Annotated in this window: 16 protein-coding genes; 7 read left to right on the top strand and 9 right to left on the bottom strand. The window is 58.2% G+C overall.

Translation table 11 applies throughout. From position 1 onward, the window contains the following. Window positions 1-4: 4 nt before the first annotated feature. The 5 genes from ACR0D6_RS02890 to ACR0D6_RS02870 form a co-directional block, all read right to left on the bottom strand. On the bottom strand, window positions 5-1561 hold the full coding sequence (locus tag ACR0D6_RS02890) for a Ppx/GppA family phosphatase (protein WP_480764727.1): 1557 nt from the start codon (window positions 1559-1561) through the stop codon (window positions 5-7). Between the two features lie 49 nt (window positions 1562-1610). After that, entirely contained in the window at window positions 1611-2294 is a 684-nt protein-coding gene (locus tag ACR0D6_RS02885) for an HdaA/DnaA family protein (protein ID WP_480448785.1), read from the bottom strand. Further along, on the bottom strand, window positions 2295-3368 hold the full coding sequence (locus tag ACR0D6_RS02880; protein ID WP_170650847.1) for an AI-2E family transporter: 1074 nt from the start codon (window positions 3366-3368) through the stop codon (window positions 2295-2297). 89 nt (window positions 3369-3457) lie between these two features. Further along, window positions 3458-4432 (bottom strand): isopenicillin N synthase family dioxygenase, encoded by a 975-nt coding sequence (locus ACR0D6_RS02875; protein ID WP_480764399.1) that lies wholly within the window; start codon window positions 4430-4432, stop codon window positions 3458-3460. After that, window positions 4432-5796 carry an FAD-dependent oxidoreductase gene (locus tag ACR0D6_RS02870; protein WP_480764398.1) on the bottom strand — a complete coding sequence of 455 codons (1365 nt, stop codon included), beginning with the start codon at window positions 5794-5796 and terminating at the stop codon, window positions 4432-4434. The genes ACR0D6_RS02875 and ACR0D6_RS02870 overlap by 1 nt, the downstream gene beginning before the upstream one ends. A 167-nt stretch (window positions 5797-5963) precedes the next feature. On the opposite strand from ACR0D6_RS02870, the gene proS reads away from it, so the two are divergent. The 3 genes from proS to ACR0D6_RS02855 all read left to right on the top strand — a co-directional run bounded on the left by proS (window position 5964) and on the right by ACR0D6_RS02855 (window position 9135). Then, the gene (proS, locus tag ACR0D6_RS02865; protein WP_480764397.1) at window positions 5964-7304 is read left to right on the top strand and encodes a proline--tRNA ligase; all 1341 of its coding nucleotides are present in this window, start codon (window positions 5964-5966) and stop codon (window positions 7302-7304) included. Continuing rightward, window positions 7288-8214, top strand: a complete 927-nt coding sequence (locus ACR0D6_RS02860; RefSeq protein ID WP_480764396.1) for a glycosyltransferase — start codon at window positions 7288-7290, stop codon at window positions 8212-8214. The genes proS and ACR0D6_RS02860 overlap by 17 nt, the downstream gene beginning before the upstream one ends. 72 nt (window positions 8215-8286) lie before the next feature. Continuing rightward, window positions 8287-9135 carry an O-fucosyltransferase family protein gene (locus ACR0D6_RS02855; RefSeq protein ID WP_480764395.1) on the top strand — a complete coding sequence of 283 codons (849 nt, stop codon included), beginning with the start codon at window positions 8287-8289 and terminating at the stop codon, window positions 9133-9135. Window positions 9136-9174: 39 nt separating this feature from the next. Here the strand turns inward: ACR0D6_RS02855 and ACR0D6_RS02850 are convergent, their stop codons facing one another. Next, window positions 9175-9540 (bottom strand): hypothetical protein, encoded by a 366-nt coding sequence (locus ACR0D6_RS02850; protein ID WP_480764394.1) that lies wholly within the window; start codon window positions 9538-9540, stop codon window positions 9175-9177. 365 nt (window positions 9541-9905) lie between these two features. Between ACR0D6_RS02850 and ACR0D6_RS02845 the strand changes: the two genes are divergently transcribed. After that, window positions 9906-11201: a lipoprotein-releasing ABC transporter permease subunit gene (locus ACR0D6_RS02845; RefSeq protein WP_480764393.1), complete on the top strand. Its 1296-nt coding sequence runs from the start codon at window positions 9906-9908 to the stop codon at window positions 11199-11201. Then, window positions 11194-11880, top strand: coding sequence for an ABC transporter ATP-binding protein (locus tag ACR0D6_RS02840; RefSeq protein WP_170650839.1), 687 nt, complete (start codon window positions 11194-11196; stop codon window positions 11878-11880). The genes ACR0D6_RS02845 and ACR0D6_RS02840 overlap by 8 nt, the downstream gene beginning before the upstream one ends. Here the strand turns inward: ACR0D6_RS02840 and ACR0D6_RS02835 are convergent. Next, entirely contained in the window at window positions 11864-12301 is a 438-nt protein-coding gene (locus ACR0D6_RS02835) for a DMT family transporter (RefSeq protein WP_170650838.1), read from the bottom strand. The genes ACR0D6_RS02840 and ACR0D6_RS02835 overlap by 17 nt on opposite strands. 109 nt (window positions 12302-12410) lie before the next feature. Between ACR0D6_RS02835 and ACR0D6_RS02830 the strand changes: the two genes are divergently transcribed. Beyond that, a complete protein-coding gene (locus ACR0D6_RS02830) occupies window positions 12411-12824 on the top strand; it encodes a c-type cytochrome (RefSeq protein ID WP_480764726.1) in 414 nt (137 codons plus the stop codon). A 44-nt stretch (window positions 12825-12868) separates the two neighbouring features. Here ACR0D6_RS02830 and ACR0D6_RS02825 read toward each other — a convergent pair whose 3' ends face one another. Further along, the gene (locus ACR0D6_RS02825) at window positions 12869-13555 is read right to left on the bottom strand and encodes a hypothetical protein (RefSeq protein ID WP_480764392.1); all 687 of its coding nucleotides are present in this window, start codon (window positions 13553-13555) and stop codon (window positions 12869-12871) included. A gap of 42 nt (window positions 13556-13597) precedes the next feature. Beyond that, window positions 13598-14260, bottom strand: a complete 663-nt coding sequence (locus ACR0D6_RS02820) for a DNA-3-methyladenine glycosylase I (protein WP_480764391.1) — start codon at window positions 14258-14260, stop codon at window positions 13598-13600. Between the two features lie 380 nt (window positions 14261-14640). Here ACR0D6_RS02820 and ACR0D6_RS02815 point away from each other — a divergent pair, with 380 nt between their 5' ends. Then, window positions 14641-15591 carry an ABC transporter substrate-binding protein gene (locus ACR0D6_RS02815; RefSeq protein WP_480764390.1) on the top strand — a complete coding sequence of 317 codons (951 nt, stop codon included), beginning with the start codon at window positions 14641-14643 and terminating at the stop codon, window positions 15589-15591. Window positions 15592-15597 lie beyond the last annotated feature (6 nt).

Below are 15597 nucleotides of genomic sequence, written 5' to 3'. Positions count from 1 at the left end.
CAGATCAGTCCCGGACCACAACGCGCACTTCGGATTTCAGGGCGCTGGCCAGACCATTCAAACGCGATTCTGCAACCTCGCTGAACAGCGGCAGGGTTTCCGAAGGCAGAATAAGTTCCAGTTGCTGCTTTTTCGGATAGAAGCGCAGTTTGCCCATTCTGGCGTCGGTCTGCATCCACAACATTGCGCCAAACCGCATGGCCTTGCCGAGTATTTCTGCCTGCTTCTGGCCTTTGTCGTCCAGCAAAGCATAAAGCGGCTCGAACCGGTCGCCTTCGCGTTTGTTGCGATAGCGGTGCTGCAGCGCCAGACCGATAAACACCCTTTCGGAATGCTTCAGCCCGCCCAGATTGGCGCGGGTCACGGTATCAAAACACACCTCGGAACGGTAGTCGGGATGCGCTCGCCAGTTGACGTCGTGCAGCAGGCACGCCGCTTTGACCAGACGTATGCTGGACTCCGGCGCCGAACGGAAAAGGGGCATCACAAATTCGAACAGGTGCTTTCCGAACCCCGGCAGCCGGGCATCTTTGATCTCGGCAAAACGGCTGGCTTCGATCAGCGGGTCACGGTCCCGCAAGCGCTGCGGCATTTGCTGATATAGCAACCCCTCGCGAATACCGTAGCTTGAGATAGCGATGTCCTTGGGTTTGAAGGTGCGGATCAGCCGTCCCAACACATCCATCGCATAAGGTACCAGAGCCATACGCGACCCCGAAACCCCTGCCTGTGACCTCAGTTTCTCGGAGTCGTTCTTTTCGATGAACTTGATGGTTTCCCGGACCTGCTTGGTGGTCATCCGATATTCATGCAAAACCTGCAGTGGATATCCTCGCCGCAACATGTCGAGCCTTGCAAACGCACGCCAGCTGCCGCCAACCAGAAACAGACGGTCCCGCTGCGGCCCAAGCTGGTCGCGCAGTTCTTCCATCGTCTGCTTGATATGCGCCTTGCGGCCCCGACGCCCACCTTTGATGTCGCGCAGTTTCAGCGGCCCAAGGGGTGAGGTGACACGCAGCCCGACGTCTCCATCGCCGATCTCGGCAAGTTCCATGGAAGACCCGCCGATATCGCAGATCAACCCGTAGGCCCCCGGCCAGCCCAGCAGCACACCCTGCGCCGACAACCGGGCCTCTTCCTCGCCATTGATGACGGAGATGCTCAATCCTGTTTCTTTTTCGACCTGCGCACAGAAATCCGGGCCGTCGCTCGCCTCGCGTACGGCCGCAGTTGCGACGACATGCAGCGGGGGCAGGTCCAAATCCCGCGCCAGATGCTGAAACCGCTTCAGAGCGGCCAAAGCCCGCGTGCGGCCGGTCGGGTTAAGCTTGCCGGTTTCCGACAGGCCCGCCCCAAGGGCACACATGATTTTTTCGTTGTAAAAATACGCTGGTGAGCGTGCCGCGCCGTCGAAAATGACCATCCTGACCGAGTTCGAGCCGACATCGACAACGCCGACGCGCGACAAGGCTCTTACACTTGGATCGTCAAACAGAGGGCGGCCAAACGGGTCCCAATCGGGAACACTGGTTTCGTCTGAGGTTTCGACGGATTTTTCCATGTCTCTTCCGATCTTGCCAACGGCAGAATGCGAAATCGTGAATGCCCGGTCAATTGTCGGATGCGCCTGCGTCATTATTGAGCACCCGGCTGGCCAGCGTTCGCGTAATCTCGCGTTTTTCGGACAGCGCCACGTGGTCAAGCCGTTCGACAAGTTCCGCTGCGGTTTCGAACCTGCGGTCCATATGCTTGACGAGGTAGGAAATCACGTCAGGACCGGGATTGAGCTGACGGTCGACGAAAAGTTTTGCCAGCACCGCGCACAACAGGGCATCGTCAGGCGGGTCAAGCGCCACATGATGCGCACCCGCAACCCGGCTTTGCAAATCAGCCAGTGGTAGTTGCCAAAGGTTGGGTGCCAGACGCCCGGTCATCAGCAGCGCGTTGCCTTCGGCAAGAACGAGGTTGTGCAGGTGAAACAGGGTCTTCTGTTGCTCAGGGTCGCCTGCGATCATCGGCACATCCTCGACCGCGATCGGCGTTCGGGACAGGGCGGGAACATCGTCGAAACGAATTTCGGATGCCTGTACGATCCGACCACCGGTTTCACCGGCCCAGACATGTGCCAGATGGGTTTTGCCTGCACCTGCCGGTCCGCTCAGCACCAGCTTGTTTCCGGGCCAGGACGTCGCTGAAATCATGGCCACGGCCAGCGCATTCGCCGGTGAGACGAAAAAATCCTCTCGTCCCAGCGCGGTTTTCGCCGGAAGGTCAAAGCTCAGTTGTCTTGCCATTCAGTGGTTATCCTGATCCCGCGCGCTCAAGCCCGTATAGAGGCGGCTCGTCAGATATTGCGAAGTGGCGAACCTTGCAAGCACTCCAAGTGCGGCCGCGACCGGAACGGCGATCAGCATGCCGACAAATCCGAACAGCGCGCCAAACACGGACAGGGCCAGCAGCAACCAGACCGGGTGCAACCCCACGGAGCTGCCCACCAGCTTGGGCGTAAGGAAATTGCCTTCGGTCACCTGACCCAATGCGAAAATACCGGCGACCAGCCCGATCGAGGCCCAGTCGCCCCAGAACTGAAACAGGGCAAGGCCAATGGCCAGCGAACCACCGATCAGCGCCCCGAGATAGGGGATGAAAGTGACCAGACCCGCAATAAACCCGACAATCAGCCCGAATTGCAGACCCACGATCATCAGCGCGATGGCGTAATACGTTCCCAAAATCAGACAGACGGTCCCCATTCCGCGCACGAATGAGGCAAGAACCTTGTCTATATCTCCGGCAAGCTGGCGGATGGCCGGGGCATGATCACGCGGCAGCAATTCGTCGATCCGTGCGATCATCCGGTCCCAGTCGAGCAACAGATAGACAGTGACGACCGGTACGATTACCAGCAATACAACCACATTCACCGCCGACCCGAGAGATGCAACGACGGTTTGCAGCACTTCACCCGTCTTGGATTTCAGGGTTTCGCCCAGCGAAACCAGGAATTGGTGTGTGTTGGATTCCCGGTCCAGAAGCGCCGGAAACTGCTTTTCGATAAAGCCGCGCAGCTCCTGAAATAGGCTGGGCAGCACTTCAACCAGATCGATCAGCTGCGTGATCAGCGCCGGAATGACCATCAGGGCCAAAAGCACGAACAGCAATATCCCGAATATGGTGATGATCGCAGTTGCCGCCATGCGGGACAGGCCCATTTTCTCCAACCGATCCGCGACCGGATCCAGAAAATAGGCAATCGCCCCACCAATTACAAACGGCAGCAGAACGTCGCCAAGCAGCCAAAGGATCAGGACGAAAACAACGGTCGCAATGCCCCAATACCTGAGCTGATCTTTCACCGGCAAAGCCATCGCGCATTCCCTTGTTGCAGCTCTTGCCCTATTTCTTGGCCTAAGGGCGCGCGCGATGCAAGCGGTTCATGCGATTGAGGTTTTGCCTTTCACACGTGCAACGTGCCCAGTTCCGGCGTGTGATCATCCGCTTCTTCGTCCGGCCAGTTGGTGCGCCAGATCTCGGCCGACCAGTGACCACAATGAACGGCGGGCCGGTCGAACCCGGGCAGGGGCGGCAACAGGGGCGCAACGATTACATCATGGCGCGGTACGGCGAAATAGGGGAAGGAGTACCGTTCCATTCCGGACGTGTTGACCACGCGATGCGGCGTTGATTTCAGGCGCCCGCCCGACCACAGCTCCAACATATCGCCGATATTCACGACAAAACCGCCGGGGGGGCAATCCGGAGTGATCCAGCCGCCATCCCGGGTCTGCACCTCCAGCCCGCCCACCGGGTCCGGGGCGATGATGGTCAGGGCGTCGGTATCCTTGTGCGGGTGGATGCCATACCCGCCTTCATCCGGGGCCTGTGGGGGATAGTGCAACAAGGTCATGTTGGTCATCGGGTTCGTGAACGCGTCGCGCAAAGCACCGTGTGTCAGGCTCAACCCGTCTTCCAAGGCGCCCAGTAGCATATCGGCGACCCCGTCCAGTCGGGTCCAATAATCCAAAAAGACATCGCGTGCCTGCGGCACCTCACGTGGCCAAAGGTTCGGGCCATAAAGCGCGCAGTCCTTCCGAATGCTTGCATCTTCATCGGCTTCAAAATGCAGCTTGTAGCCTTCGTATTTGTCGGCCTTGCCCGAACCGTCATTTGGGGTGAAAAAACCCATCGGAATATAGCCGCGATAATTGTCGCGGGTGATGGCCTGATCCCACTTGCTCTGTTCCTCGATGCTAAAAACAGCCCGGACACAGGCGCGCACATTGTCGACCACTTCCTGCGAAATGCCAGTTCCGGTGATCGAAAGGAAACCGATCCCGGTACAGGCATTCAGGATTTGCCCAACAGTCGCGTCATAGCCGGGATGGTTGCGGTCGCGCAGCGGCGAGATGTCAATCGTCGGGATGTGTTCCATCAGTGAATTCTCACACCTTGTCTGTTCAACTCGTTGCGCACCGGTTCCAAATCCAGCGTGTCGAGATCTCGATTGCTTTTCAACGCGACGGCTGCGGCGATACCCGCCCCTTGGCCCATGACAGCGCAACAGGCCATGTTGCGCGTTGCGGCATGGGCGATGCGGTCCGATCCGTGTGATCGGCCGGCAACCAGCAGCCCCTGAACGCCTTTGGGCAGCATCGAGCGATAGGGGACTTGCATGTATCGGCCCGTGGTCGGCAGGATCAGGATGCCGTATCCGTCGACGAACTCGGGGTAGATGCCGATGGTATCCTCGAACCGGCCCTGATGGCGGACGTCATCCTCGGTCATGTTGTACGCGGCGTCGATCTTGCGCGTGTCCCGGATACCAACGGTCATCCCGAAATTCCGCAGCCGCGCATTTTCGCAGCCCGGCATAAAACGCCTCAACGCCTCAATGGCCAGCATAGATTGGCGGCGCCCTTCGATCTCGCCCCGGGTTAGGCTGTCCGGGTCAGTGCCATCGACCCCATCCAGATGGATTAGGTTCATGTAGGTCAGCTCACCCGTGTCATGCATCGCGCCCCAAGTGCCTGCAATGGTGTTCAGATGCGCCGGGATCAGCCCTTCCTCGATGGCCTGAGCGAATGGCTTTTTGATGAAGGGCGAAAACATGTCGTCCTCTTTGCCCGAGGTTTCGATGTTCCATTCACCGCCGCCACCCCAGTCCTTGTAGGTCTGCGGATCAGCCTTGATCCCTTCCATGAAGGCGCGTTTGTCCACCCCGGCAAGATGGAACATGACCGAGGCTGCCATCATTTGCTCCGGCGCGGTTTTAAAGGTTGGCGCCCCTGCACGGTGCGCCACATCCGCGTCACCGGTCGCGTCAATGACGATTCTGGCCAGTATCGCCTCTCGCCCCGCCTTGGATTCGGTGATGACCCCGGTAATTCGATTGCCATCCATAATCGGCGCGACGAATTGGCGATGCAGCATCGGATGCACACCGGCCTCTTCGACCAGCTTGTCGGCCACCAGCTTGAACCCTTCGCTGTCCAGCTCATAGCTGAGTGACTGGCTTTCCGGCACGGCGGCGCCCATGTCCCGGGCGCGGGTTTCGAATTCCAGGCCGATCCCGCCTGCCTCGACAGTCTGTTCGTGCCGGTACCACGCGAATCCTTCAACGCCGACAGCGGTGATGTTGCCGCCCATGCAGCCGAACCTGTCCATCAGCGACACTTCGGCCCCGGCCCGGGCAGCGGCCAAGGCTGCGGCCAACCCTGCCGGGCCGGAACCGACAACCAGCACATCCGTTTTGTGAACGACGGGAATCTCGCGCGCGGGCTCATGTATGGTTTGCATCGGGGCCTCGTATTTTACGTTCCTGTCACATTTGGCCTCTGTGACTGGCTGGTCAATCAAAAAACCGACTGACCCTAGGTCGCAAAAACGCCAAAGGCCGATTGCCCCCGCCGGGGGTTTGGACTAAGCACCTTTGAAGTCGAATTCACACCTTTAAAGGTCCATCAATGCGCCTCAGCCGTTACTTTCTGCCCGTTCTCAAGGAAAACCCTTCCGAGGCTCAGATCGTCAGCCACCGGCTGATGCTGCGCGCCGGGATGATCAAGCAGGCCGCCGCCGGTATCTATTCCTGGCTGCCGCTGGGTTTCAAAGTGCTGCGCAAGCTGGAAAACATCGTGCACGAGGAGCAGGCGCGTGCGGGTCACATCGCGATCCAGATGCCGATCCTGCAATCGGCAGACCTGTGGCGCGAATCTGGCCGTTATGACGACTATGGTCAGGAAATGCTGCGGATGCAGGACCGGCACGGGCGCGACATGCTGTATACGCCGACGGCCGAGGAACTTGTGACCGACATCTTTCGCGGCCACGTTAACAGCTACAAGGATCTGCCGCTGACCCTGTACCAAATCCAGTGGAAATTCCGCGACGAAATCCGCCCGCGCTTTGGCGTGATGCGGGGGCGTGAGTTCTATATGAAAGACGGCTACAACTTCGACCTGACCAAACAAGACGCGCTGCACGCCTACAACCGTCACCTTGTCAGCTACCTGCGTACTTATGAGCGTATGGGCCTGCAGGCCATTCCGATGCGCGCGGATTCGGGCCCGATCGGTGGCGACGATACGCACGAATTTCTGGTTCTGGCGGACACCGGTGAATCCGAAGTCTTCTACGACAGTGCCGTTACCGATCTGACCTTCGGTGATCGCGAGATCGACTATGACAACCGCGAACAATGTCAGGCCATTCTGGAAGAGTTCACCTCGAAATACGCGCGCACCGACGAAACGCATGACGAGGCGCTGTTCAACCAGATCCCCGAAGAACGCCGTCGTGTGGCACGCGGGATCGAGGTGGGGCAGATTTTCTACTTCGGCACCAAATATTCCGAGCCTCTTGGCGCAACCGTGCAGGGGCCTGATGGCAAGCCGGTTCCGGTCCATATGGGCAGCCACGGTATCGGCGTTAGCCGCCTGATCGGCGCGATCATCGAGGCCAGCCACGACGACAAGGGTATTATCTGGCCCGAGGGCGTGACCCCATTCCACTGCGGTATCGTCAACCTCAAGCAGGGCGATGACGAAGCGGATGCGGCCTGTGACAAGATTTACAAGGCGCTGACCGCGCTGGGGCTGGAGCCGCTGTACGACGATCGCAACGAACGGGCAGGGGGCAAGTTCGCCACCATGGATCTGATCGGTCTGCCTTGGCGCATCACAGTCGGACCGCGCGGTCTGAAGAACGGTGTCGTTGAACTCACCAGCCGCCGGACTGGCGAAAGCGAAGAGTTGAGCCCCGAAAAAGCCGTCACCAAAGTCGCGGAGATTTATGAGCGCGCCGGTTGATCATAGCGATGCGCCGCTGATCTCGGTCATCACGGCGACCCACAACCTTTTGTCCGCTGGCAGAAGAGACAGTTTCAGCCGCGTCATCGATTGCATGGCGCGGCAAAATTGTATTCGGGCCGAGCATATCATTCAGGATGGTGCCTCTACGGACGGGACCGTCGAATTTGCCGAGGACCTGATTACAGGCGCTCCACGCACACGGTTCAACAGCGAGCCGGACAAGGGGCTTTACGACGCGATGAACCGTGGCGTGAAAGCGGCGAGCGGAGCGTATGTCCTGTTCCTCAATTCAGATGACTGGCTTGCAGAGGACAGCACGCTGAACGATGCGGCAGACCTTCTGGCGCAACGAGGGCCGGACTTTGCCTATGGCTCGACAGTCGAACGCGGCGCTGACGGACAGATTGTCAAAGACCGCCCCCCTGATCCACGGGCGGTTCTTCAGCGGATGCCCTTTTCGCACAACTCCGTTTTCATCCACCGCGACCTGTTTCATCGGCTTGGCGGGCATGATCTGAGTTTCGCGGTCGCATCGGATTATGATCTGGTGCTTCGCATGTTCGCCAGCGGCGCCACGGGTGTCGATCTGAATATGCCGATCTCGGAATATTCATCGCGCGGCGCATCGGCGGACGATGCGCGCGTTGCACAGGATTACGCCATGGCGTGGTACAATTTCATGAACGGTTTTGCATCACTGTCGGGGCGCTACACTGTCGAGGATTGCCTGAGCTGGTACTATCAGGGAAACATGCCCCTCAGTCTTTGTCGCAGCTTGCAATCCATCGATGAATTCCCCGATGCCCTCAGGCCCGCTCTGAAAGAAAGCCTTGGCAAGGCGCGCCGCCGGGCATGGCAGTTTTGGCGGAAAAGTAAGGTGCCGTTAAACCGGGACGTCTCTGGGTAAGGTGGCAGGGATTTGATCACAAACGCGGAAATCGGTGGCAACGGTCGATTTGGAAATCAGATTTTCCAATACATGTACCTGTCGTTCCATGCAGCCAAATATGGTCTGGAGTTTGCAAATCCGCCCTGGGACGGGGATTCCATTTTCAACATTCAGCCGGGCCGCAACAATCTGCCGGAACCGGATCGGAAGTTGATCGAGAATTTCCAAGATCCCCGGCATTGCCCCATACGGAATGCGACCGGCCCGTTGGATGGCGCGGACGTGTCCGGGTATTTTCAGTTTCCAACCAGTTTCTACGCGCCGCAACGGGATCGGTTGCAGGGTGAGTTTTCGTTCAAATCTCCGTATTCCGATTATGCAGCAAGGTTACAGGGCTGGTTTTCTGAATTGCCGGGGACCGTTGTCGCGGTGCATATGCGGCGGGGTGATTACGGGACAGGTATTTTCTTTCGTGCACCTTCCGAATGGTACACGGATTGGCTTGATACCCTGCGGGAACAGGTCGGCGAACTTACGGTCTATGTGGCCAGTGATGATCTTGACAGCGTGTTGGATGACTTTGGTGCGTTCAATACGGTGTCCGCAAAGGATGCGCCGCATCCCCTTCCGTCTCCGGGATTTGTAACGGATTTCATGGCTTTGTGCTTTGCCCGGCAGGTGGCCATATCCAACTCGTCCATGTCTTTCGCCGCGACCATGTTCAACGATGTTGCTACGTCGTTCTATCGTCCTTCTCTCAAGGAACGCAGGCTTGTGCCGTATGATCCCTGGGACGCCGAGGTATTATTGACGGATGTCATCGCCGAAGATGCGGGTGAAGAGTTCATGAGCGAGCGCGCAAAGTCGCGCACCAAGTACAAGATCAGAAAGTTCTTTCGCAGGAATGCGTGGCAACGCCAAAGGGCAAACCGAATCTGACGGCTGGACGACGCTGCTCGACTCGTCAACCCGGTCTGTTCAGCTTTCCCGCAGCTTCGGATCAGGGCGGGCGATGATCAGGTCGCCATCCGCATGATCACCGCGGGCGATAACCATCGGGCGGCCCATTCGCCGCACCAGTTCGCGCAGTTCAAAGCCCAGAAATTTCAGCCCGCAAATCCGGCCACCCGTCGCCTGATCGGTCAGGCACAAACGTCCATCCCGAAACGCAAGGCTGTATCCCTTTTCGCGCAGGATGTCGGACAATGCGCCCCAGTTTGCGGCGTTTGTGAAAAGCGGTCTGATGGACGCCCGCAGCAACGCGGCGGTTTCGCAATCAAGCTCAGCTGATTTGTTTTCAATCCCGGCCATTCCGGGGCTAACTAATTCCTCTTGAAAATTCATGAGCGACCCCCCGCTCTGGTACTGGTTAATGTGTTCCCCCACTTGGCAGAGTGACAAAATTTCGCAGATTAGGCAAAACGTGAAACTATATTACCCTATTTTCGTTGCAAAACGAACTCAGTTGGCGCTCACATTCTCACTTTGTTTACATGTTTGAAACAAAATCCCACGCGCTGTGAGGGATTTAGCTCTCATGTCTGTTCCTGAAAGGTGCACGCCAGACGAATCATTGGATCGGGACGCGTCCATTGTTCGCCTTTTTATTGGCGCTTTCGGCTTGAAGCGGTTTTGCCAATCGGGGTATCTGACTTGACCGCTCAAGCTTTTGGGACAAGGGTCGCCCGATCTGATTTGCCGGAGCAGCAATGGCCGTAACTCCTCCTCCTTTTGCACCTTTTGAATGGAAGATCGCCTGGCGCTATCTGCGTGCTCGCCGTGCCGAAGGCGGGGTCAGCGTCATGACGTGGATCTCCCTCATCGGGATCACGTTGGCGGTCTTTGCCCTTATTGCGACGCTGGCGGTTCGTTCCGGATTTCGTTCGGAATTCGTGGGCACGATCCTTGGGGCTAATGCCCATGTTACCGTCTATTCGATAGGCGAGGTGGATGCGCAGGGGCGGGTTGATCGCACTATCGCGGATTTCGACGGAATGGCCGAGCGCATTCAGCAGGTACCGGGCGTGGAGCGCGCGGCGCCGCTGGTCAAGGGTGAGGTTCTGATCACCAATCGCGACAGCAGCTCCGGCGTTCAGGTATTTGGCATCCGGCCCGATGATCTGCTGGACCTGCCGGGGATCGCACAAAGCGAACAGGCTTACGGTGACCTTTCGCAGTTCGAGGATGGAAAGGATGTCGTCGCCATCGGGTCCGGTGTCGCGCGCGCCATCGGCGCGACCGTAGGTGATCGTATTAAACTGACCTCTCCCAACGGGGTCAAAACCGCATTCGGCACGTCGCCACGGGTGAATGCGTATGAGATTGTTTATGTCTTTTCTGCAGGCCGGTACGATATCGACCGCACGCGGGTGTATCTGCCATTTGCTCAGGCGCAGGCCTTTTTCAATCGTGAAGGTGCCGCCGATGAGATCGAGGTGATGGTTGCCCAGCCGGAACAACTCGAGCCCGCACTGATCCCGATACTCGAAGCCGCAGGTGATGGAACGCAGGTCTGGACGTGGAAAGACGCTTCGGGCGGGTTTTTGCGTGCGCTTGAGGTCGAGGACAACGTGATGTTCATCATCTTGTCGATCCTCGTTCTGATCGCCGCGATGAATATTGTGTCTGGCCTGATCATGCTGGTCAAAAACAAGGGACGCGATATCGGCATTCTTCGTACCATCGGCCTGAGTGAGGGTTCGGTTTTGCGCGTGTTCTTTATCTGCGGCGCATTTACCGGAATTCTGGGCACTGTGTTCGGGGTGATCCTCGGCTGCCTGTTTGCGATTTATATCGATACGATCTTTTCCTTTGTGAACTATGCGATGGGGGGCGGTGTCTGGGACCCGTCCATTCGCGGCATCTATGCCCTGCCGGCAGAGTTGCACCTGTCAGATGTGCTCAAGGCAGTGGCCCTATCTCTGGGATTGTCCTTTTTCGTCACTTACTTTCCGGCTCGCCGCGCGGCGCGGCTGAACCCGGTCGAGGCGCTGCGCTATGAATGATGTGACATTGCGATTGAGCGGTTTGACCAAGACCTATCTGAAAGGCAAACCGGGCGAGGTTCAGGTTCTGCGCGGTGCCGATCTTGAATTGCGCGCGGGCGAAGCCGTTGCCCTTGTTGCGCCATCGGGCGCAGGTAAATCCACGCTTCTGCACATTGCAGGGCTGCTGGATACGCCCGACACCGGGACGGTTGAGATTGCCGGAAACAACGCGACCGGCAAGGGCGATCGTACCCGAACGGCAATCCGGCGGCGGGATGTGGGCTTTGTCTATCAGTTCCACCATCTTCTGCCGGAGTTTACCGCCCTCGAAAATGTCACCCTGCCGCAACTAGCAAACGGCACCTCCGAACGTGCAGCACAGGACAGGGCGATGGAACTGCTCGACCGAGTCGGCATAGCGCCCCGGGCCGCGCACCGCCCGGCGGCCCTGTCCGGGGGCGAGCAGCAGCGTGCCGCATTCTGTCGTGCCTTGGCGAACCGGCCTAAGATCCTGCTTGCGGATGAGCCTACCGGGAATCTGGATCCCGAAACCTCGGATCAGGTGTTCGGTGCGCTTATGGATCTGGTGCGCGGTTCGGGGCTGTCGGCGCTTATTGCTACCCACAATCTGGATCTGGCCGCACGGATGGACCGTGCGGTTCGGTTGGAGGGTGGAGTTCTCAGGCCAGTTGCGTAATCGCAACCCCGATCGCCATGACGGCAATGCCCCCGGCGCGCATCAGGCTCAAAGGCGTGACCTGAGCGCCAAAAAGGCCAAAGTGATCAATCGCGGCCGTGCTGATCAACTGACCCAGCAGAACAAAGAACACTGCATTTCCTACGCCGAAATGAGGTGCCACATGCGTGATCGACAGGACATAGAAAGCGACCAGGACACCGCCGAGAAACAGGTGTTTGGGCGCGTCTGCCATTTTAGCGAATGCCTGCCCGCCCGGTGTCAACAGCAGAACGGCCGCTGACGACGCAAGCGCGACCGTAAACAGAACGACTGCGGCCGCAGTCGGAGAGCCGACGAACTTTCCCAACGCCGCGTTAAGCGCCGCAAGGATAGGCACGCCAATCCCCGCAGCCAGCATGATGGCCGCATAGTGAGTCATTTCCCGAATTCCCTGGTCAGCTATCGTTGATCTGGATCATTGCGGCTGAACGCGTCCCGGGCAAGGCTGTTATTGCAGGGAATTCAACATGATCAACGAGGAGGGCGTGATGGGCAGGCTGTCAAACAAAGTGGGTGCTGCTGCGTTAACACTGTTTTCGCTTTGCGCAACGACTGCGTTCGCACAGGACGCAAATCGCGGAGAGGACCTGTATCTGCATCATTGCGCGACCTGCCATGGTCTGGACGCCACCGGCCATGGACCGATGGCGGGGGTTCTGGTGATTCAGCCAACAAATCTGAAAGCACTTCAGAAAGACGCCGACGCGTTTCCAACCGCCCGCGTCGTCGCCCGCATCGACGGGCGCGAGCCGCTGGTCAGCCACGGAAGCCCGATGCCGGTCTATGGTCCTTATTTCGAGGGCAGGGATGTCGCAATCAAGGCCCCAGACGGTCAACCGATCATGACCAGCCGACCCATTGCGGATCTTGTTGCCTACCTGAAGACGTTGCAGCCCAGCTAAGCCACCGGTGGCGCCCACTTCCGCCTGACTGTGTCGATATCAGCTCAGCTGCAAATCCCCTCGACCTTGGCGCCGCGCCACGGGATGACTACGTCGCTCTCGCGCCCATCTGTCGGAAGCGCGGCAAGGTTCAGGTGTTTCCCCAGCATGTCGTGAAGACGTCTGGTCCGGGCTGCATCGGGATCCAGAGCGCGGCAACAGACGTACTCCTCGACAATGGCGCCTTGCTGCTCGAACCCGTAGCTCAGAAAATCCGGCGAGGTGTCGAGGTCAAACAGGTAGGGATCATCGCTTGAGCCGTGTTCAGCCGCCGCACGCAGAGGGTGGTATCCGGTTTCCTTTCGGTTCTGCCATTGCCAGACATGGGTCAACTCGTGCGCCAGCAACATCGCCGCGATCAGGTTCATTTCGTCCGGGTATTCGGACATATAATCCTCCAGATACCAGTCCCGGGTGAAAAAGACGCGGTTGAACAGCGCGACCGCCGCCGGTTTGCTGGTCACGACCTCTTCCTTGACCGGTGGCAGTATCCTTTCCCGGCACGCCACACGTGGGCGGGGTTTGCGGTGAAAGGTTATTGGCGCGACGGGTGCGCCTTCGACAAGGCGAACACGGTCAAGTTCCAGCGATTCGCCGTGAACGTTCTGCACAAAGGCGCGTTCGGTATCGGTCAATGGGCGCCCGCAAGCGGTAAGAAGAACGACAAACAGAACAATAACGCATCGGATCATGCGGAGAAGCCTAATGCGCCCGGTCGTCTCTGCAAGTCGTTTTCAAAGACTCATCGCAAGTACGCGGCTGATTTCCGTCAATGAACGTCCCGATTGCTCCATCCAGATATTGAATGCGTCCTGCACTGCGGCCATGGCCTTTTTTGATGTTGGTGGCTTGTCCACAACGCCCTCGGCGATCAGCCGCGCGGTGACATCACGGGACAGAATGAAGCTGTCTCGCCCGGCAAAACGCATTGCATACTGGGCGGATGCGCCACCAAGGCGTGACCCGCGTTTGCCCAGCATCGCCAAAAGGCCAATATAATCGGTCGATGGCCATCCACCCAGAACGCGGCCCGCGCCGCCGTCTTCGCGCAATTCCAGCAGAAAGGCGGCATTGTCCCGGACCGAGGCAATCTTGGTGCCGTTTCTAACGATCCGGGTGTCCTGCAACAGCGCATCGAATTTTTCGTCATCCATAAAGGCACAGCGGCCGACATCGAACCCGTCAAAGGCCGTATCGAATCCGTCCCATTTGTTTTCAATGACCTTCCAGTTGAACCCGGCTTGAAACACGCATTTGGTAATAACGGACAACCAGCGATCCTCGGGCATCGCCGCAAGCTCATCCTGAGTTTTGGGTTTGCTCAGTGTCGCCTCCAAAGCCTCCGCCCCGCCATGACGGTTCGCGGCCAGACCGAAAATCTCATCGAAATGGTGCATGGTTGCATCCTCCGTCCTTTCGCAAAACGTATCTGCGCAGGGTTGGTCTGCCAAGCGAGGCGTAATTTTTATGCCGTTGACCCAAAGTATTTCTCGACAAACGGGGTATTTTCGGTTTGTGATTGACCCGTCAATCAATATCCGGCGATACATAAGAGCCGAATCCGGTTTTGGCGCTGCGGCGTTCAAAAAGGATGAGACAGAAAAGGAATCGGGTTGTCGGACAACTACGCCGTACTGCGTCACGAATAAAACTAAGCGCTTTCTTTTCGTGGCCGAAAATGTGCATGTTGCGATACGGTACTGACACCAGCAGAACGCAACCGGCGGGGCAACGCCCGCCAGGATGAGTAAAAACAAATAAAACAGGGAGTTAATCGATGAAAAAACTGAGCGTAAGCCTATTGGCCATGACGGTCGCCGGTTCGGCCTATGCCGCCGATATGGGCGCAGTGGACGAGCCGATCAAGCTGGCCATCAACGAATGGACGGGGCAGCACGTCACTACGCATGTCGCGGGTGAGATGCTGAAAGCGGCCGGTTACAATGTCGAATATGTCACCGCAGGCATGATGAACCAGTTCCAGGCGCTGGCAGATGGCGACATAGATGCGACGCTGGAAATCTGGTCGTCGAACGTTTCGGACGAATATGCCAAGAAAATTGGCGAAGGCACCGTTGTTGAAATCGGTGATCTGGGGCTCGACGCCAAGGAAGGCATTGCTTACCCGGCGCACGTCGCAGACCTGTGCCCGGGCCTGCCCGCATGGGAAGCACTGAAGGATTGTGCGCAGGTCTTTGCTACAGCCGAAACGCTACCCGGTGGTCGTCTTGTTGATTACCCCGCAGATTGGGGTACACCCGGCGCGGATCGGATGACCGGTTTGGACCTGCCGTTCAAGGCGGTTCCTGCAGGCTCCGAGGGCGCATTGATCGCGGAACTGCGCGCATCGACCGAGCGCAAGTCACCGCTGCTCATCACCTTCTGGCAGCCGCATTGGGCGATGTCGGCCTATGACGTGAAATTCGTTGATCTGCCTCCGGGCGAAGAAGCGTGCTTCAGCGATCCGGCATGGGGTCCGAACCCAAATGCAGTCAACGATTGCGATTTTTCGCCTTCGCGCATCTTCAAGGCCGGTTGGAGTGGCATGGAAGAAAAGTGGCCTGCCGCTTATGAAATCCTGACCAACTATCAGCTGGCGGTCGAAGACCAGCAGCCGATGATGGGTGCGATCGACGTTGACGGTGGCAAAGTCGAAGAAGTGGTCGCCGCATGGATGGCCGAAAACGAAGGCAAATGGCGTCCGGTTGTCGACGCTGCAACCAAGTGAGCCGCC

The sequence above is a fragment of the Ruegeria sp. BJ6 genome (assembly GCF_056537885.1).
Note: the sequence above shows the minus strand (reverse complement) of the source record. Positions and strands in the feature narration are given on the sequence as shown.